At 69.3% G+C, this 22,672-nt stretch carries 1 protein-coding gene; it reads left to right on the forward strand.

Annotated features, from left to right (window positions below):
- The first annotated feature begins 49 nt into the window (after positions 1–49).
- Positions 50–22,672, forward strand: coding sequence for a non-ribosomal peptide synthase/polyketide synthase (locus SBI67_RS20970; protein WP_489685567.1), 22,623 nt, complete (start codon positions 50–52; stop codon positions 22,670–22,672).

Genomic DNA, 22,672 nt, shown 5'->3' on the forward strand with positions numbered 1-22,672 from the left:
CGGCACAGCGGCGGGCGCAGGTCTGACCCCGGACGATCGGCTGGAACTGTTGCGGCAGTGGAACGACGAGACGTGGCCGTCGGCCAGGGCCACCATTCCCGAGCTGTTCGCGCAGCAGGTTCGCCGCACACCGGACGCGCTCGCTGTGGCCGCCGGCGAGACCCGGCTGACGTACCGCGGACTCGCGGTGCGCGCATATCAACTCGCCAATCACCTTGGCCGCCTGGGTGTCGGCCACGAGCAGGTGGTCGCGATCGCGGTGCCACGCTCGACCGAGATGGTCGTCGCGGTGGTCGCCATCCTGGCCGCCGGCGGAGCGTTCGTGCCCCTGGATCCGCAGTGGCCGGCCGAACGGCGTGCCCAGGTACTTGCTGACACGCAGGCCACCGCGGTGCTCGTGGCACCCGGCGACGGCCGTCCCGGCGATCCCAACCCGATCGAACTCGATTTGGACAGCTGGGCTTTCGAAGACCAGCCAGCGGTAGCCCCTGCCGTCGAGATCGACGCCGGCCAACTGGCATACGTCATCTTCACCTCGGGATCCACCGGTAAGCCCAAGGGTGCGATGATCCGGCACGAGGCCATTTGCGAGCGTCTGAGCTGGCAGATCCGGGACATCCTCGGGTTCGGCCCCGGCGACGCGTCCCTGTTCAAAGCGCCGCTGTCCTTCGACATCTCGATCAACGAGGTGTTGCTCCCGCTGGTGTCCGGTGGCTACGTGGTGGTCGCCGACCCGGGCGGAGAACGGGACCCGCAGTACCTGCTCGACCTGATCGCCACCGAGAAGGTCACCTTCGTCTACTTGGTGTCGTCGATGCTCGACGTGCTGTTGGATCTGGCAGCCGGCACGACGCTGCTGTCCGGGCTCAAGCACGTCTGGTGCGGCGGTGAGGTACTGACCCCGGCCCTGTTCGACCGGTTCCGGGCTCAACTGTCCACCACGCTTTACCACGGCTACGGCCCGGCCGAGGCCACCATCGGTGTCTCCCATGTGATCTACCGTGACAAGGCGGAGCGTATCGAGACCTCGATCGGCAGGCCCAACCCGCACACCCAGCTCTACGTCCTCGACGGAGACCTGAACCCCGTCCCGGTCGGCGAGGGCGGCGAGCTGTACGCGGCTGGCTTCCTGCTCGGCCGCGGCTACGTCAACGCCCCCGGTCTCACCGGTGCAAGATTCATCGCAAACCCGTTCGCGCAGGACGGATCCCGCATGTACCGCACCGGAGATCTGGCCCGCTGGACCTCCGACGGTGTGCTCGAATTCTTGGGCCGCGCCGACAATCAGGTCAAGATCCGCGGAATGCGCGTCGAACTCGAGGAGATCGAGGTCGTCCTCGCCGCCCACCCGCAGGTGCGGCACGCAGCCGTCATCCTGCGTAAGACGCCGGCCGGGGGAGCGCAGCTCACCGGTTACGCCCTGTCCACCACCGGCGCCGACCCCGACGCGTTGCGCGCCTGGTGCGCCGAGAAACTACCCGAACACATGGTGCCCAGCGCCGTGCTGGTGCTCGATGAGTTCCCGGTGACGGCGAACGGCAAGATCGACCGGCGGGCACTACCCGAGCCGGTCATCCTGGCGTCCGGCTCGGGGGCCCCCGTGACCGATCCACGCGTGCAGACGATCTGCGACATCTACGCCGATCTGCTCGGGGTGGCATCCGTCGGCGCCGACACCGACTTCTTCGCGATCGGCGGCGACAGCATCGCTGCCATGGGACTGGTCAGCCGGGCCCGACGCGCCGGGCTGCGGGTGCGTCCGCGCGATGTGTTCACGCTGCGCACCCCCGCCGCCCTCGCCGCGGCCGTCACCCCGATCGAGGGCGCCCCCACCGCTACGGTGTCGGGCATCGGCGAGATCGAGACCACCCCGATCCTGGCCTGGCTGCACGAAATGGGTGACAGCACAGACCGTTTCTTCCAATCGATGGCAGTGCACACCCCGGCGGGCCTGACCCTTGACGAGCTGACCGACATGCTGGACGCCCTGCTGCAGTGTCACGACCTGCTCCGAGCCCGACTCGGCGCCGACGGCGGACTGACGGTGCCGGCGACCGCGGCGGTAACCGGCGCGGAGATCCTCACCCACCTCGACGCATCCACCGACCCGAGGGCAGCGCACGACCGGGCCGTCGCCGAACTGAACCCCGGGGCGGGCCGCATGCTCAACGCCGTGTGGTTGGACGGCGGTACCGGCCGGCCGGGCCGGCTGATTCTGGTGGTGCACCACGTCGTGATCGACGGTGTGTCCTTGCGGGTGCTCGCCGAGGATCTGCAGTCGGCGTGGGCCGATATCGCTGCCGGCCGCCCGATCGCGATGACGAAGCCGGACAACACCTTCCGCCAGTGGGCAACCGAGCTGCGCGCCGCGTGTACCCGCGGGGACTTCGACGCCGACGAGGACCATTGGCTGCGCACAGTGGCGGCCGCCGACCCGCTGATCGGTACCAGGGCACTGGATCCGGCCATCGACACCGTGGCCACCGAAGCCAGGCTCACTGTGCGGCTGGACGCGGAAAGCACCGCGCGGCTGCTCGGCCCGGTGCCCGCCGCGATCCGGGGCGGCGTGAACGACGTGCTCGTGGCCGGCCTCGCACTGGCGGTGGCGCACTGGCGCGGGGATGGCCAGGGTCTGCTTCTGGAACTGGAAGGCCACGGCCGCGAAGCCGACCATCTCGGCGCGGCGGGCGACCAGCTGGACCTGTCCCGAACCGTCGGCTGGTTCACCACACTGTTCCCCGTCCACCTCAGCCCCGCGCCGGCCGATTGGGCCGACCTGGTGGCCGGCGGTCCCGCACTCGGCGCCGCGGTCAAAGCCGTCAAGGAACAACTGCGCGCCGTCCCGCGCAACGGTCTGAGTTATGGTGCGCTGCGCTACCTTTCGGATCGCCGGCGGCCGGACCTGGCGGTCGCCCCGCAGATCCTGTTCAACTATCTCGGCCGCTTCGCCGCCACCGGCCAGACACCGTGGACGATGGTCGACGCGACGGTCGGCGAGGACCGCGACCCCCGTATGCCGCTGCCGCGCGCCCTCGAGATCAACGCCATCGCCGCCGAAACCGCCGAGGGCACCCGACTGGAGGCCACCTTCTCCTGGCCCGCAGGTGTCCTGGACACCGACCGGGTCGCCGGGCTGGCACAGGCCTGGACCGAGGCGCTGACGACCATCGCATACAGCGCCGACATCGCCGGCCCGACACCGTCGGACTTCCCGCTCGTGACGCTAACCCAGGCCGACATCGACGCCCTGCCCACCCCGGTCGTCGACGTACTGCCGTTGTCCCCGCTGCAGGCGGGTATCTACTTCCACTCCACCTATGCCGACATCGATCCGTATGTGGTGCAACAGATCGTCTCCTACGACGGACCACTGGACGCCGACCGGCTGCGCCGCGCCGCCGACACCCTGATCATTCGTCACCCACACCTTGGCGCGTCGTTCCGCGCATTGGCCGACGGCAGCCTGATCGCCCTGCTCGGCACCCCGCCTGCGGTGCGGTGGGAGCACCACGACCTCAGCGCGCAGAGCCCCGAGGAAGCTGCAGCACGCCTGGCGCAGATCGCCGAACAGCAGCGCACCGCGCCCTTCGATCTGGCCGACCCGCCGCTGATGCGCTACACCCTGGTGCGGCTCTCGGCGCACCGGCACGTCCTCATCCAAACCGTGCACCACATCATCGCCGACGGCTGGTCGGTGCCGATCGTGTTGCGCGAGTTGGCCGCCCTGCACGACGACCCCGACACCGGCCGGCTTCCGGTGCCCGCCCGCTACCGCGACCACCTGGCCTGGCTGGCCGATACATCGCAGACCGAATCGCTGGCCGCGTGGCGCGCCGAACTCGACGGTGTAGCGGAACCGACCAGGCTGGCGGACGCGTTGCCGCCGCACTCCGCGACGGATTCCGGATTCGGCAAGGTGACGGCGGACATCGATGCCGAGATCGCCGGTTGGGCCGCCGGCCACGGCGTCACCGTCAGCGCGGTTCTCGGCGCGGCGTGGGGCATCACCGTAGGCCGCCTGACCGGCCGCACCGATGTCGTCCACGGCTGCACCGTGTCCGGCCGCGGCAGCGACGTCGCGGGTATCGACGACATGGTCGGTCTGCTGATCAACACGGTGCCCGCCCGCACCCACTGGAGTCCGGCGGACACCCTTGCGGCCGTGATCACGCGGCACTCGCACGCGCAAGCCGCCGTGATCGAACACCACCACGTGGCCCTCGCCGACATCCAGCGTGCGCTGGGGATTGCGGAGCTCTTCGACACCCTGGTGGTCATCGAGAACTATCCGGCTGCCGACAACCACGACGCCACCATCCGGGTCACCGGCATGGACGTCGTCGAGGCCCCGCACTATCCGGTGACCCTGATGCTCACGCCGGGGGAGCCCTTGCGGGTCACGCTGACCCATGACCGCGCCGTACTCGATGCGGCCACCGCCGAACACGTACTGGCCGTGTACGGCCGCACCCTGGCGGCCATCGTCAGCGCCGGCGACACCGCCTGCTGCGGCGATATCGAGGTCCTCGACGCCGACCGTCGCGACCACGTGTTGCGATCCGGCACCGGCGCACCCGGCCGGACCGGCACCGTCCTCGAGCTGTTCGACAATCAGGTTCGCCGCAGCCCCGCCGCGGTAGCCCTGCAGGACGCCGCCCAACGGCTGACATACCGCGACCTCGACGACCGTGCGGCGGTCCTGGCCGGAGCCCTGGTGGCCGCGGGTGTACGCCGTGGCGACATCGTCGCGGTGGCAACCAGCCGGACCTCCGCCATGGCCACCGCGCTACTGGCCGTACTCCGCAGTGGTGCCGCCTATCTACCGATCGACCCGAGCTACCCCGACAGCCGCATCACCTACATGCTCGACGATGCGCGGCCCGCAGTGGTGCTCACCGACGGTGCGGCGCTGCCCGCCCACGACACCCCGGTGGTGCACACCGACACGCAGGGCCAGCCGTGGCGCCATGCGGCCATCGACCCGGCGGACGCTGCATCCATCGTCTACACCTCGGGCAGCACCGGCCGGCCCAAGGGCGTGATCGGCACCCATGGTGCCCTGACCAACCGGCTGTCCTGGGCGCGGGCGGCGTGGTCGCACGACCGAGACGACATCCGCATCGCCAAGAGTTCCATGAGCTTCATCGACGGCACCACCGAACTGCTCGGTGCACTGGTTGCCGGTGCGACCACCGTGATCGCCGACGACGCGACCGCCAAGGACGGCGCGGCGCTGGCCGCCCTGGTCGACGACGTAGCGGCGACCCAATTGCTGGTCGTGCCCGGCCTCGGCGCGGCGATGGCCGAGGTTGCCGGCGGCAAACTTGGTTCGCTGCGGCGCTGGATCTGCAGTGGTGAGGCCCTCGACGCCACCACCGTGGCTGCGCTGCAACAGGTCTCACCGGAGGCAGAGATCGTCAACTCCTACGGGTCCTCGGAAGTGGCAGGCGACGTTCTCGCGGGCCCGGTGGACGCGGAGGTCACGTTGGGTCACCCTGTCCCCGGGGCCCGGATCTACCTGCTCGGGCCCGACCTGTCCCCGGTGCCACCCGGTGCGGTCGGCGAGATCTACGTGGGCGGAGCGCAACTGGCCCGGGGCTATCTGGGCCGGCACGCCGACACCGCCGCCAGATTCGTGGCCGATCCGTTCGGTGCCGGCGGTGAACGGATGTACCGTACTGGTGATCTGGCCCGCTGGACCCCCGACGGTGCCGTCGCATATCTGGGCCGCGTCGACAACCAGGTGAAGATCAACGGCTTCCGCGTCGAACTCGGCGAGGTCGAGGCGGCGCTGACGGCCCTGCCCGGCATCGCCGACGCCGTCGTCACCGTCCGGCACCAACGCCTGGACAGCTACGTGGTGGGCCGTGCCGGCAGCACAATCGATCCGGCGGCTGTCCGCGCCGCAGTGGCGGACGCGCTACCGGCCCACCTGGTGCCTGCCACCGTCACCGCTCTGGGCGATATTCCGTTGCTGCCCAACGGGAAACGGGACCGCGGCGCGCTGCCCGAACCCGTACTCGCCGTGTCGCGTACCGCGCCCCGCACCGACCGGGAAGCGCAGATCTGCGCCGTCTTTGCCGCGGTGCTCGGTCTCGACCCGGCCGGTGGCGCCATCGGGATCGACGACGACTTCTTCGCGCTCGGCGGTGACAGCTTGCTGGCGCTGCGGGTGGTCAATCGGTTGGCCGGTGCCGGGATCACCCTGGCCACCAGTGAACTGTTCCGATTACGCACCGCACGCGCACTCGACGCCGCTGTCGGTAGCGACACACCCACCGTCGCCCCTGCGCCGGTGAAAACACAAGCCTGGCATGGACTCTCCGAGGACGATGTGACCAGGCTGACGGCGTCCAGTCCGGTCGAGGTGGCCGACGTCTGGCCGCTCTCGCCGCTGCAAGAGGGCGTGTACTACCAATGCACTTACACCGACGACGTCAACACCTACCTGGCGCAAAACATCTTCGACTTCGACCACCGGCTCGACATCGACGCGCTGCGGGTGGCGTTCGCGGCGATGCTGTCCCGGCACGACAACCTGCGTGCCGGATTCGCCAGTGACGACCTACCCAGGCCCGTGCAGTACATCGGACGGTTCGTACCCGCCGCGGTGGCCGAGGTCGACCTGTCGCCGCTGGGCGCCGATGCCGCCGAGGAGGAACTCGCCGAGGTGATCCGCGCAGACAGCGCTGCACCGTTCGACCTGACGATGCCCCCGCTGGTGCGCCTGACCGTCATCCGACTGCCCGACCGCGGCGACAGACTGCTGCTGACCTGCCACTTCCTGCTCTGGGACGGCTGGTCCCGCGAGCTGGTGTTGCGAGAGCTGTTCGCGCTGTACAACTCCGGTGGCTTGCGGGGTGCCCTGCCCGCCGGCACCGCCGGTTACGCCGACTATCTGCGGTGGATCGGCGCGCAGGACCAGGACGCATCCAGGGCGGCGTGGGCCGACGCGCTGAGCGGGCTCGAGGCGCCCACACTCATCGCACCGGTTGGTGCCGAACCGGTGCTGCCGGAACGCGTCTACGGCGAACTGTCCGCCGATGTCACGGCGCTGCTGAACCAGCATGCGCGGCGCGAACACACCACCGCCAACACCGTGCTCACCACCGCACTCGGCATCGTGCTGGGCTACGAGACCGGTAACACCGATGTCGTCTTCGGCACCACCGTCGCCGGCCGGCCGCCGGAGCTGCCCGGCATCGAGCATGTGATCGGCCAGTTCCTCAATACCGTCCCGGTCCGGGTGGAGATGGCGCCGACGCGGACCGTCGCCGAACTGCTGCGCGGCGTCGAGGACTTCCGCCTCGGCCTGATGGCTCACGAATACGTCGGGCTCGGCGAGATCACCCGGGCCGCAGGCCACCAGCAGCTCTTCGACAGTCTTTACGTGCTGCAGAACTTCCTCGACGACGACACGTTCACCGACTTCGAACGCGAACAGGGCATCATCGGTGTCGATTTCGTGGACACCACGCATTATCCGCTGACGTGGGTGCTCACCCCTGGCGAGCGGCTGCGGATCAAACTGGAGTACCGGCCCGATGTCATCGGCGCCGACGTGGCGGCGTCGATGGTGGCCCGGCTGTGCCACGTCGTCGAGATGGTGCTGACCCGGCCGGACGCCCAGATCGGTGCGCTCGATCTGACCCTGGACTCCGAACGCGTCGCCCTGTCGGCGCAGTGGCGCATGGCCGAACACGAGACCGGCGGTGACACCGTCGCCGACCTGCTGGCCGAACGCGCCGGCTGCTGCCCGAACGACACCGCGCTCGTCTTCGGCGAAGAGCGGCTCACCTACGCCGAACTCGACGAGCGGATCAACCGGCTGGCCCGGGTGCTGATCTCCCACGGCGCCCGGCCCGAAGAGGTGGTGGCGCTGGCGCTGCCGCGGTCGGTGGACATGGTGGTGGCCCTGTTCGCGGTGCTGCGCACCGGGGCGGCCTATCTGCCGCTGGAACGGGACTACCCGGTGGCCCGGCTCACCGGGATGCTCGACGATGCCCGGCCGGTGGTGCTGGTCTGCCCGCAGGCCAGTACCGAACTGGCGGCCCACCAGATCGGACTGGGTGCCGCCGTGCTCAGCCCGGACAGCCCGACGGTCATCGAGGAAATCGCGCACGCCTCGGGTAGGGCTTTGTCGGACAACGAGATCGGTGCCTTCGTGGGTGCCGATCGGCTCGAGCACCCGGCGTACGTGATCTTCACCTCGGGTTCCACCGGCCGCCCGAAGGGCGTCGTGACGCCGTACCGCGGCCTGACCAACATGCAACTCAACCACCGCGCCGAGATCTTCGACCCGGCGATCGCCAAGGCCGGCGGACGGCGGCTACGGGTGGCGCACACCGTGTCGTTCTCCTTCGACATGTCGTGGGAAGAACTGCTGTGGCTCGTCGAGGGGCACGAGGTACACATCTGTGACGAGGAGCTGCGCCGCGACGCCAGTGCACTGGTGAGGTACTGCCACGAGCATCGGGTCGACGTCATCAACGTCACCCCGAGCTACGCGCACCACCTTTTCGAAGAGGGCCTCCTCGACGCGGGCAGCCATGCCCCGAACCTGGTACTGCTGGGTGGGGAAGCGGTGTCCGACGAGGTGTGGGCCCGGCTACGCGACCGGCCGGACAGCACCGGCTACAACCTGTACGGCCCCACCGAGTACACCATCAACACCCTCGGTGGCGGTACCGACGACAGCCCCACCCCGACCGTCGGCCGGCCCATCTGGAACACCCGCGCCTACATCCTGGACGCCTGGCTGCGTCCGGTGCGTGACGGGGTGATCGGCGAGTTGTACATCGCCGGAGCGGGTTTGGCGCGCGGATACCTGAACCGTGCCGGACTGACCGCGCAGCGCTTCGTCGCGGACCCGAACAACCCGAGCGGGCGGATGTACCGCACCGGCGATCTGGTGGCGCGGCGCGCGGACGGCAGCGGCATCCTGGATTTCTTCGGCCGCAGCGATGATCAGGTGAAGATTCGCGGGTATCGGGTGGAACTCGGTGAGGTGGCCGCCACGCTGCAGGCGTTGCCGGGCATCCGGCAGGCAGCCGTTGTTGTGCGGTCCGGGATCGCGACGTCCGGTTCTTCCACCAAACAGCTCGTCGGGTACGTCGTGCCCGAATCACCCTGCGATCCCGTCGAACTCGCCACCGAGCTGCGCGCGGCCCTGACCCAGGTACTGCCCGACTACATGGTGCCGGCCCGGTACGGCGTCCTGGACGCCGTCCCGCTCACCGTCAACGGCAAGCTCGACACCAAGGCGCTGCCCGAACCCTTCGCGCCGGCTGCCGGATCGTCGCGTGCCCCGCGTGACCGTCGCGAAGAGCTGCTGGCGAGCATCTTCGCCGACGTGCTCGGACTGCCAGAAGTCGGGATCGACGACGATTTCTTCACCATCGGTGGGGACAGCATCTCCTCGATCGCGGTGTCGGGCAAGGCCCGCAAGGCCGGCCTCGGGCTGACCCCGCGCGACATCTTCCGGCGTCGCACGGTCTCGGCGCTGGCCGCATCGGTCACCGAGGCCACCCCGGCCACGGCAACCACCGACAGCGGCATCGGACGGATCGCCGCCACGCCGATGCTCGCCGAGACGGCGCAGTCGAACACCCCGCTGTCCAACTTCTACCAGTCGATGGTCCTGGCCACCCCGGCCGGAATCACCGGCGCACAAATGGAATTGGTGCTCGGCGCCGTTCTCGGTGCGCACGACATGCTGCGGGCCCGGCTGGACCGGACCGCGACCGGTTGGACACTCACCGTCCCCGAGGCGGTGTCACCGGTCGCGGTGACCCGGCGGAGCGGTGCTGTCACCGATGCCGCCGTCGCCGCGGCGGCGGCCGAACTCGACCCCGACAACGGTGACATGGTGCGCGCCGTCTGGTACGCGGACGCCGGTGATTCCCCCGTCGCTCCGCTCGCCCCAGGCCACCTGCTGCTCGTGATCCACCACCTGGTGATCGACGGCGTGTCTTGGCGCATCCTCACCGACGATCTGTCCCGCGCCTGGGCCGACGTGATCGCCGGCCGCACCCCGGCGGTCGAACCGGCCCCGACATCGTTTCGGACCTGGTCCGAGACCATCAGCGCGGCCGCCTTCACCGGCGAAACCGAACACTGGAACCGCGTCCTGGCGACACCCGACCCCGACCTGGGCCGGCGGCCGCTGGACGCGCGCGTGGATATCGCAGAAACCGTGGTGAGCCACAGCGTCACGCTGCCACCCGCGATCAGTGCGGCGTTGTTGTCCGCCGTGCCCGCCGCCATCTACGGCGGCGTGAACGACGTGCTGCTGACCGGTCTGAGCCTGGCACTGTCGCAGTGGCGCGCCGACCGCGGCCATTCCGACGCGCGCGCGACACTGCTCAGCCTCGAAGGCCACGGCCGCGAGAGTGATCTTCTCCCCGTCGCTTCGCTCGCCCTGGATCTCTCCCGCACCGTCGGCTGGTTCACCTCCATCTACCCGGTGGCCATCGACCCGGGCCCGGTCTCGTGGGGCGATGTGATCGCGGCCGGACCGGCTTTGGCGACGGCGGCCAAGGCCGTCAAGGAGCAACTGCGTACCGTGCCGAATCGTGGCCTCGGCTACGGCGTGCTGCGCTACCTGGACCCGTCGGCTCCGATATCTGGTGCAGCACCGCAGATCCTGTTCAACTACCTCGGCCGGTTCGCCGGCGGGGCCGGGCGGGACTGGGAGCCGGTCGCCGGGATAGGGGCGCTGCGCGAAGGCGTCGACAAGTCCAATCCCGCCATGCCGCTGGAGATCAACGCCCTTGCCGAGGACGGCGCAGACGGCACCGTCCTCACCATGACACTGTCCTGGCCGGCCGGGCTGATCGAGGCGACCGATGTGCACGAACTGGCCGGGATGTGGGCCGACGCCCTGAGCGCGTTGACCCGGTGCACGGCGCTGGCCGGACACACACCCTCGGATTTCGGCCTGATCGCGCTGCACCAAGACGATCTCGACGACTGGCAGCACCTCGGCGAGATCGAGGACGTGCTGCCCCTGCTGCCGCTGCAGGAGGGCATGTATTTCCACAGTGCCTTCCTCGAACCGGGCGACGGGGTTGTCGACACGTACCGCGTCCAACAGATCGCCGAGATCAGTGGACCGCTCGACGCGGCGCTGCTGCGCGCCAGCGTGACCGCCACCGTGCGCCGCCACCAGGCGCTGCGGGCCGGGTTCCGGGAACTGCGCGACGGGCGGGTGGCGCAGGTCATCTGGTCGGACACCGCCGTGGAATTCACCCTCGCCAAAGGTGACGTGAAAAGCATTGCCGAACAGCAGCTGTCACGGCCATTCACGTTGTCTGACGCTCCACTGGTGCGCTACACCCTGGTGTCGCTCAGCGACACCGAGCACCGATTGATCCAGACGATGCACCACATCATCGCCGACGGCTGGTCCTACCCGGTGATCTTCGGCGACATCATCGCCCACTACAACGCGGGCCTGGGCGCGGCCGCCGGTCCGGCACCGGTCGTGGCGACCCTGCGCGACCACATCGACGCGGCAATCGGCGGAGACCGCGACGCCGCTCGTGCGGCATGGTCGCAGGCGCTGGCCGGCGTGCAGCCCACCATCCTGTTCACCGCCGACAGGAAGACGATCGGTGCGCACCGCAGCGTGGTGCGCAGACTGTCACCGGAGCTGACCGCGGCATTCACCCGCACCACCCGCGAACGTGGCCTCACCCCGAGCACGGTGCTGCACGGGGCGTGGGGCCTGATGCTCGGCCGGTTGCTGGACCGCACCCGGGTGGTGTTCGGCTCCACCGTCTCCGGGCGCGGAGGCGAGCTGGCCGGCACGGAATCCCTCGTCGGACTGCTGATCAACACCCTGCCGGTGCCGATGGACTGGCAGCACGACACCCCACTGGGCACCGTCATGGCGGCGCTGCAGGATCACCAGAGCGCGCTGCTCGACGCACAGCAGTTGGGCCTGGCCGAATTGGCGAAGCTGGCCGGCGTCCGCGAATTCTTCGACACCATGGTCGTGGTCGAGAACTTCCCGGCTACTGCCACCGACACCCCGGACGATCCTCGGGCCCTGACCTTCCACCGCTTCACCGGAACCGACGCCCCGCACTACCCGTTGTCTTTCGTCGCGTACCTCGACGAACAGCTCGGCATCGAGGTCAAATATGACGCCGACATGGTGACCGCGGCGCAGGCCGAACGTTACGCCGAGCGAATCGAACTGATCCTGGCCACCTTCGCCGAGAACCCCGACTCCGCGGTCGCCGCGGTGGACCTGCGCACCGCGACCGAACGTGACCGGGTCGCAGGCGATATGACCCGTCGCGGACCGGACCGCACCCTGGTCGACGTCTTCGCCGAGGTCGTCGCGCGGACCCCGGATGCCGTCGCGGTCAGCTTCGGCTCCGAGCGGCTCACCTACGCCGAACTCGACACCCGCTCCGCAGCGGTCGCGGCAGCGCTCGCGGACCTCGGCGTCCACGCGGAATCCCTGGTGGCCGTGGCACTTCCGCGGTCGGCTGACCTGATCGTCGGTCTGCTCGCGGTGCTCAAGGCCGGCGGTACCTACGTGCCGCTGGACATCGACTCACCGGCAGCGCGACTGCAGCACATCGTCACCGACTCGGCGCCGGTGTGCGTGCTCACCGACACACCGGACCGGGTGCCCACCGGACCGGCCCAGGCTCTGCTGCTCGCCGACGCCGCCCGCCACACCGGCCCAGCCCCGCGGGTCGAGGTCGACGCCGACCATCCTGCCTACGTCATCTACACCTCCGGTTCCACCGGTCTGCCGAAGGGTGTGGCGGTCGCACACCGCCAGGTGGCTGCGCTGTTCGACGGCGCCGCAACGCTGTTCGACTTCGGTCCCACCGACGTGTGGACCATGTTCCACTCTGCGGCCTTCGACTTCTCGGTGTGGGAACTGTGGGGCGCGCTGCTGTGCGGCGGGCGACTGGTGATCGTCGAGCAGGAAGTGGCCCGGGACCCGGACCGCTTCGTCGACCTGCTCGCCGACGAAGGCGTCACGGTGCTCAACCAGACACCGTCGGCGTTCTACCCACTCATCGACGCCGACCGGCGTCGCCGACCCGCGCTGTCGCTGCGCTACATCGTGTTCGGTGGTGAGGCGCTGGACACCAGCCGTTTGTCCGGCTGGTATGAGCGGCACCGTCCGGACGCGCCGCAGCTGGTCAACATGTACGGCATCACCGAGACCTGCGTGCACGTCTCGTTCCGACCGCTCACCCTTGCCGATGCCGCAGACACCCGCAGCGTGATCGGCGGACCCCTCCCTGGCCTGCAGATCCACCTGTTGGACAGCGCACTGCAACCGGTGCCCACCGGGGTGGTCGGCGAGATGTACATCGCCGGTGGCCAACTGGCCCGTGGCTACCCGGGTCGGGCCGGCCTCACCGCGGCCCGTTTCGTGGCCAATCCGTTCGACCCGAACGGGGAGCGGCTGTACCGCAGCGGGGATACCGCGATGTGGACCGAGGACGGCGAACTCGTCTACATCGGCCGCTCCGACCAGCAGGTCAAGATCCGCGGCTACCGCATCGAACTCGGCGAGGTCGAATCGGCGCTGGCCGCGCTGCCCGGGGTCGCCAATGCCGCCGCGGCCGTGCACACCGACGCGGCGGGCCGGGCCCGGCTGGTCGGTTACCTGGTCGGTGAAACCGACACAACCGCTGCCCGAGACGAACTCGCGACGCGACTGCCGGGCTACATGGTGCCCGCGGTGCTGATCGGCCTCGACGCGCTACCGCTGACGGTCAACGGCAAATTGGACCGTGCCGCGTTGCCGGCACCCGCCGACACCGCTGCCCCGGTCGCGCCGGTCGGGACCGACCAGGGCACCGCCGAGATGCTCGCCGCGCTGTGCACCGAAGTCCTGGGCACCGCCGTCGGTGTCGACGACGACTTCTTCTCGATGGGCGGCGACAGCATCGTCGCCATCCAGTTGGTCAACCGCGCCCGTCGGCACGGTGTGCGGATCACCCCGCAGCAGGTGTTCACCGCCCGCACCCCGGCAGGTCTGGCCGAGGCGGCCGGAATGCAGGCACCCCGACCCGATACGGCCACCGACGACCCCGGGCCCGATCTCGGTGAGGTGATGCTCACCCCGATCGTGCAGCGGCTCGCCGAACTCGGCGGCACCGTGTCCCGGTTCAATCAGGCCGAGCTGTTACGCACCCCCATCGGAGCCACCCACCAGCAACTCGAAGCGGTCGTCAACGCCGTCGTCGCCAGGCACGACGCGCTGCGGCTGCGCCTGCACCGGCCCGCACCGATGTTGTGGTCGTTGGAAACGACGGCAGCCGAGCCAGTTCCGGTCCGCCACGTCGACGCTGCCGCCATGGACGACGACACACTGCGCGAACTGATCGCTGCCGAGTCCGACGCCGCCGCCGACCGACTCGACCCAGAGGCCGGCGCCGTGCTGCAGGCGGTGTGGTTCGACCTGGGTGGCGAGCGGCAAGGCCGGCTGTTGCTGGTGGCCCACCACCTCACGGTCGACTCCGTGTCCTGGCGGATCCTGATCGACGATCTCGGCGACGCTTGGCAGGGCCGTCGTCTGGCACCGGTACCGACATCGCTGCGCACCTACGCCAGGACGGTCAACGAGAACGCCCAGCAGGCAGCCAGATTGGCCGAGTTCGAGCACTGGACCGCCACGCTCGCGCCCGGCGGCGAACTCGACCCGCAGGCCGTCACGTTCGGGATGACCGTCGGGGTCACCCGGGACCACGAGATCCGGTTGACCGCGGCGGAGACGGCGCCGCTGCTGACCACGGTGCCCTCCGCCGCAAACGCCGATGTCAACGAGACGCTGTTGGCGGCCTTACACATTGCGGTACAGCGCTGGCGCATTGCTCGTGGGGGCCCCGCCGATGCATCGTTGGTCCTCGACCTGGAACGACACGGCCGCGACGGTTGGGGCGAGGACCTCGACCTGTCCCGCACCGTCGGCTGGTTCACCGCCATCGCGCCGGTCCGGCTACCGGCGAATGACAGCAACGATCACCTGGCGGTGCTCAAGGACGTCAAGGAACGGTTGCGCGCCGTCCCCGATCGCGGGCTGGGTTACGGGCAGTTGCGCTACTGCAACCCGCGGACCGCCGCCGCCCTGGGCCGGCTGACCGCACCGCAGGTGCTGTTCAACTATCTCGGCCGGTGGACGTCGGACGCCGACGGCGACTGGGATTCGGCGCCGGAGGTCGACGCCCTGCGGGTGGCGCCCGATCCCGACCTCGGCACGCCCTATCTGTTGGAGATCAACGTCATCTGCGACGAGACGCAGGACGGCCCGCGGCTGCGAGCGACGCTGACCTATCCGGATGGCGAATTCGCGGACTCCGTGCGGGAGATCTCGGAGCACTGGACGGCCGTGCTGCGGGAATTCGGTGCCCTCACCGGGGGCGGCGGTTCGCTGACCCCGTCGGATCTGCCGCTGGTGGACCTTACCCAACAGCAGCTCGACCGGATTGCCGAAAGCTCTGCAGTGCAGACGATTTGGCCGCTGTCTCCGCTCCAGGAGGGCGTCTATTTTCAGGCGCGCTATTCCGATGCCGCGGTGTACATCGTCCAGAACGTGTTCGACTTCGCCGATCGGGTCGACACGACAGCGCTCACCACGGCCTTCGCGGCGGTGATGCGCCGTAACCCGGTGCTGCGGTCCGGCTTCCGGGCCGACGATCTGCCGCACCCGGTCGCCGTCATCTTCGACAACCCCTCGTGTGAGCCGCAGGTGGTCGACCTCACCGGTATCCCGGCCGACCAGGCGAAGGCGCGGATCGGGGAGGTCACCGCGCAGGACCGGCTGCGCACCTTCGACATTGCCGCCGCGCCGTTGGCCCGGTTCACGGTCGTGCGCACCGCGGACATCGACCGGCTGATCTTCAGCTATCACTTCCTGCTGCTGGACGGCTGGTCCCGCGAACAACTGTTGCGCGAACTGTTCGCCGAATACGCAGCAGCCAAACGCGGCACACCGGCGAACCTGCCACGGCCGCACGCCGAATTCACCGACTACCTGCGCTGGCTGAGCACGCAGGACCGCGAAGAGTCCGCTCGGCAATGGGCTGAAGCCCTCGCCGGCCTGGCCGCCCCGACGCTGCTGATCCCCGAGGCGGTCGGCACCGCGCCCACCTTGGCGCTGCGGCTGGACTTCTTCCTCACCGAGGAGCAGACCAGCCGCCTCACCCAGGTCGCCAGGGACTCCGGCGTGACACTGAACGCCCTGATCAGTACCGCGCTCGCATTGGTGCTGGCCTTCGAGATGGGCACTGCGGCCGGTGCCGATGATGTGGTCTTCGGCTCCACCGTGGCCGGTCGCCCCACCGACATCGACGGGATCGACTCGGTCATCGGGCTTTTCCTCAACACGGTGCCGACCCGGGTGCGGCTGCGCCCGGAGCTGACGATCGCCGACACCATGCGCGCCGTGCAGGACGATCGCCTGCGGCTGATGGACCACGAGTACCTCGGGCTGGGTGACATCCAGCGCGCCGCCGGTGTCCAGGGCACGTTGTTCGACAGCCTGTATGTGCTACAGAACTTCCTGGACGATGACACCTTCACCGACATGGAGACCGAGTACGGGATCGTCGGCCATGACTCCATCGACGCCTCGCACTACCCGCTGACCTGGGTGGCCTCACCCGGGCGCCGGCTGTGGGTGAAGTTGGAATACCGGCCCGACGTGGTCGAGCGCGCACACGCGCAGCGGCTGCTGGACCGGCTGCGGCAGGTCCTGCTGGGTATCGGAGAGACCGGCCCGGCTTCTGCCTTGGCGGCAGTCGATTTGGTGCTCCCCGAGGAGGCCGGGGGCCAACTCGCCCGAGCCGATTCGACCCGGCACCGGCTGCCCGACGCGACCGTCGTCGACCTGCTCGCCGAGCGCAGCGCCACCGCCGCCGGTCTGACGGCGTTGGTGTGCGGCGGCGAGAGCATCGATTACCGGCAGCTCGATGCGCGCATCAACGCGCTGGCCGGACTGTTGCGGACGCGCGGCATCGGTCCGGAAACCACTGTTGCCCTGGCTATTCCGCGGTCCATTGCCGCGGTGGTGACCCTGTTCGCGGTGCTGCGTTCCGGGGCGGCCTACCTACCTCTGGAACTCGACTATCCCGACGATCGGTTGGCCGTGATGCTGGCCGACGGGGAACCGGCCGCCATTGTCACCACGGGTGCGGTAGCCCGCCGGATCGGCGCGGTTGCGCCCACATCCTGTGCGGTGCTCATCCTCGACGATCCCGAGACCGCATCCGAACTCGCTGCGGCGCCGCAAGTCTGGGATGGTCATCGGCCCGGTCTTGACGAGCCGGCCTACGTCATCTACACGTCGGGCTCCACCGGCAAACCCAAGGGTGTGCTCACCGCGCACCGCGGACTGACCAACATGCACCTCAATCATCGGGAGGCCATCTTCGCGCCGGCCATCGCGAAGGCAGGCGGGCGGCGGCTGCGCATCGCGCACACCGTGTCGTTCTCCTTCGACATGTCGTGGGAAGAACTGCTGTGGCTGATCGAAGGCCACGAGGTGCACATCTGCGACGAGGAGTTGCGTCGTGACGCCACCGCACTGGTGGCCTACTGCCACGAGCACCGGATCGACGTCATCAATGTCACGCCCACCTACGCGCAGTTGCTCTTCGAACAAGGACTGCTGGACGGGCCCGGCGGTCACGCACCGGTGCTGGTGTTGCTCGGCGGTGAGGCCGTCTCGGCCACGGTGTGGAACCGGTTGCGCGACAGCGACACCAGCTACGGCTACAACCTTTACGGCCCCACCGAATACACCATCAACACCCTCGGTGGCGGTACCGACGACAGCGCGACCCCGACCGTGGGCACGCCGATCTGGAACACCCGTGGTTACATCCTGGACGCTTGGCTGCGCCCGGTGCCCGACGGCACCCCTGGCGAGCTGTACGTCGCCGGTGCCGGGCTGGCCCGCGGCTACCTGCGTCAGCCGGCCCTGAGCGCCGGGCGGTTCGTCGCCAACCCCTTCGAGACCGGCGGAAATAACGAGGACGCCCGGATGTACCGCACCGGTGACCTGGTGGTGCGCCGGCCCGACGGAAACCTGGATTACCTGGGACGCACCGACGATCAGGTCAAGATCCGCGGCTACCGGGTGGAACTCGGTGATATCGAGAATGCGGTCGTCGCGCATCCCGATATCAGCCAGGCCGCCGTCGTCGCCCGGCCCGACCCGAACACGTCCGGTTCGCACCGGCTAATCGGCTACCTCGTCCCGACCACCTCGCGCGACGATGACACGGATCTGATCCGGCGGGTGCGCAGCCACCTCAAAACCGTGCTGCCCGCCCACATGGTGCCCTCGGCGATGGCCGTGCTCGACGCACTGCCGATGACCGACAACGGCAAGCTCGACACCCGGGCCCTGCCCGAGGTCGAGCACCAGCGCGCCGCGAGCCGCCCGCCGCAAACCCCCACCGAAGAGACGCTGTGTGCCCTGTACGCCGAGGTGCTCGGCCTGGACGATGTGGGTGCAGATGACGACTTCTTCGACCTGGGTGGGCATTCGCTGGTCAGCATCCGGTTGATCAACCGGGTGCGCGGCGCCCTCGGCGTCCAGATATCCATCCGCGACGTGTTCGACGCTCCCACAGTCGCCGAACTGGCCGCCCACCTGGACAGACAGCCACGTGTGATCCCGCGCCCCCACCTGTCGACCATGCCACGGCCCGCACGGATTCCGGCGTCGCCGGCCCAGCGGCGGCTGCTCATGTTGGACCGGATGGGGAGTCCCGGTGGACCGAGCACCGCCTACAACTACCCCCTGGTCTTCCAGGTGCAGGGGCCATTGCGGCTCGATGTGCTGGACGAGGCGCTGACCGATGTGCTGGCCCGACATGAAGCGTTGCGTACCGTGTTCGCCGAGCACGACGGCGAGTACATCCAGCAGATCCTGCCGGTGGGAACCCGGGCCCCCATCGACGTACTCGACGCCGCCGCCGATGCCGACCGGCGGGTCGCCGAAGCAGCGCAGCGACCGTTCGAACTGAGTGCGGAGATCCCGTTGCGGGTCAGCGTGATCCGGACGCGAAGCGACGAGCACACCGTGGTGGTGCTGTTGCACCACATCGCGACCGACGAGTGGTCCGACGGCCCGTTCCTCGCGGATCTCAACCAGGCGTACGCGGCCAGGCGCAGCGGTGACCCGGCTGCGCTGCCGGCGCTGGCCGTGCAGTACGCCGACTACACGCTGTGGCAGCGTGACCTGCTCGACCGTGTCGGAGACCAGCAGCGCGACTTCTGGCGGAGCACGCTGGCCGGGATTCCCGATGAGCTGACGCTGCCCACCGACCGGCCCCGACCGGCCCGGCCCAGCGGCGCCGGCGGCGTCGCCTATGTCGATGTCCCATCGGAAATCGCTGCCGCACTTCGTTATCTGGCCAACCGGGCTCAGGTCAGCCCACTCATGGTGCTGCAGGCCGGGGTGGCCGCCGTGCTGCATCGGCTCGGTGCCGGCGACGACATCGTCCTCGGCACACCGGTGGCCGGCCGCGACGAAGCCGCGCTCGACGAGGTGATCGGCTTCTTCGTCAACACGTTGGTGCTGCGGACCGACCTTTCGGGTAACCCGACGTTCGACGAACTGCTGGCCAGGGTGCGCACCGCCGACCTCGCCGCGTTCGCACACCAGGAGCTGCCGTTCGACCAACTCGTGGAGATGCTCAACCCGCCACGGGTGGCTGGACGCAACCCGCTGTTCAATGTGTTCGTCGGCTATCACCTGCGCGACGGTGGGCCGACCGAGATGTTCGGTCTGCCCACCCGGTGGAGTGAACCACCGGTCGCCGCAGCGATGTTCGATCTCGGCTTCACCTTGATCGACGACCGCGCCGACGGTGGCGCCACGATCATGGCCGAATACAGCGCCGACCTGTTCGACGCCTCGTCGGTGCGCGCCCTGGCGCGCCGACTGATCACCGCCCTGGGGCAGTTCACGCACGACACGGCCCTTCCGGTAAGCGCGGTCGACCTGCTCGACGAGACCGAACACGCCACCGCTGCCGCCCGCAACGCCACCGATCACCCGATCACCCCGAGCAGCCTGGGCGGGTTGGTATCCCGGCGGGCGGCGCTGACCCCGAACGCCGTCGCCGTGCGATTCGAAGGTGCCGAGCTGACCTACGCCGAACTCGACGCGTGGTCCGACCGGCTGGCCGCTGCCCTCGACGTGGCGGTGGGCGGCATCGTCGGGGTGTCCCTGCCGCGGTCGATCGAACTGATCGTCGCTCTGGTGGCCGTCGCGAAATCCGGTGCCGCGTACCTGGCGCTGGATCCGGACTACCCGCAGGATCGCCGCGAGTACATGCTCGCCGATTCGGGTGCGCAGGTCGTGTTGTCCGACCCGGCGATCATCCGCCTGATGCGGACCGAACCCGCCCCGCCGCCGCCGGCCGAGATCGACCCGGCGGCCTGGGCATATGTGCTGTACACCTCCGGATCCACCGGCCGGCCCAAGGGTGTGGCCGTCGCGCACGCCGGCATCGTGAACCGGATCAGCTGGCTGCAGCATGCGTACTCGTTGACGGCCGGAGACCGGATGCTGGTGAAGACACCGATCAGCTTCGACACCTCGGTGTGGGAGGTGTTCTGGCCGCTCAGCGTCGGCGCGACCCTGGTGATCGCCCGACCCGGCGGTCATCGCGACCCGGCCTATTTGGCCGAAACGATTGTGGCCGAACAGATCACGGCCGTGGACTTCGTGCCGTCGATGCTGGAACTGTTCCTCGACGAGCCGCGCTCGGCGCAGTGCCGGACGCTGACCAGGGTGACCGTCGGCGGCGAGGCCCTTACCGACGACCTGGCCGCCCGGTTCGGCTCGGTGCTCGGTGTGCCGCTGCACAACCTGTACGGACCGACCGAAGCGGCCGTCGACGTACTCGGCTGGACCGCCGACGGTGGCCCGGTGGCCCTCGGTGTGCCCGGCTGGAACGTGCGTGTGTACGTGCTCGACGGCTACCTGAACCCGGTTCCCGACGGTGCGCCGGGCGAGCTCTACTTGGCCGGAGTCCAGCTGGCCGACGGATACCTGCACCGCTGTGACCTGACCGCGCAACGTTTCGTCGCCGACCCGTTCGGGAACGGCACGCGGCTGTACCGGACCGGTGACGTGGTGCGCTGGCGTCGCGACGGTCAACTGGAGTACCTGGGCCGCAGTGACGATCAGATCAAGCTGCGCGGGGTGCGTATCGAACCCGCCGAGATCGAGACGGTGCTGGGCAGGCATCCGGCGGTGTCCTCGGCGCGGGTGGTGGTCCGCAACGACCGGCTGGTCGCGTATTACCTTCCCAGGGGCGAGCGAAGCGACGGGGAAAAGCCCAGGGGCGAGCGAAGCGACGGGGAAAAGCCCAGGGGCGAGCGAAGCGACGGGGAGACACTGCGCGAACACGCCGCGGCCGCGCTGCCGATCCACATGGTGCCCTCGGCGTACGTGCAGCTGACGGAGTTCCCGCTGACGCCCAGCGGAAAGCTGGACCGCAACGCGCTGCCGGAGCCGGAGATCACCGCGAGCGCGGGCCGGGCTCCGCAGACCGACGACGAGCGACGGATGTGTGCGTTGTTCGGCGACGTGCTCGGGATCGGGGCGAGCGAAGCGACGGGAAATACGACCGGGGCGAGCGAAGCGACGGGGAAAGGCCCGGGGGCGAGCGAAGCGACGGGAAATACGACCGCGGCGAGGGCCCAGAGCGTCGGCGTCGACGACGACTTCTTCGCTCTGGGTGGGCATTCGCTGCTGTTGGTGCGGCTGGCGTCGGCCATCCGGCGTGAGTTCGGCGTCGACATCGCGGTGGCGGACCTCATGGCGACGCCGACCGTGGCCGATATCGTGCGACGGCTGCATGGTGGCGCCGCCGACGATGCAGTGAGCCTGGCTCCTGTGCTGCCGCTGCGCGCGACCGGTGATTCAGGGGCGACCGCAGCCCCGTTGTTCTGCGTGCACCCGGCGAGCGGTCTGAGCTGGCAGTTCTCCGGGCTGAAAAGGTATGTCCCGCAAGATATCCCGATCTACGGCCTGCAGTCACCGTTGTTCGCCACCGGGCGGCTGCCGGATACCATCACCGAACTCGCGCACAACTATGCGGATTCGGTCGAGCGGGTGGCACCGACCGGTCCGGTCCGGCTGCTCGGCTGGTCCTTCGGCGGGTCGATGGCGCTGCTGATCGCCACGGAGCTGCAGCGACGCGGTCGGGAAATCGGCTTCGTCGGGATGCTCGACGCGCGGACAGATACCGCGCCCGGCGCCGACTTCGACGCCGAGTCGGTTCTGGGCAGCTTGCTGCGGGAGATGGGGTTCGACGTCCCCGTCGGAACCCGGATGACGGTGGCCGACGCCGTGACGCTGGTCCGCGACAGCGGAGATGCCATCGCCATGCTGGACGACACCCGGATCGCCCAGGTGCTGGAGAACTATGTCGCAGCGGAGCGCTTCACCGCCGGGGCCGACTACGGGCGCTATGACGGCGACGTGTTCTTCGTGGATGCTGCCGTTCTGGAGATGGATCTGCACGGGGTCGCCTCCCAGGGTTGGCAGTCCCATGTGGGCGGTCGGCTGGAGGTGGTGACCATGGCGTGCCGGCACTCCGAGTTGCTGGACACCGCCACCCTGGAACAGCTGGGCCCTCTGATCGCCGAGCGGCTGCAGGCCTGA

The organism is Mycolicibacterium chengduense (assembly GCF_033741155.1).
Classification (GTDB): Bacteria; Actinomycetota; Actinomycetes; order Mycobacteriales; family Mycobacteriaceae; genus Mycobacterium.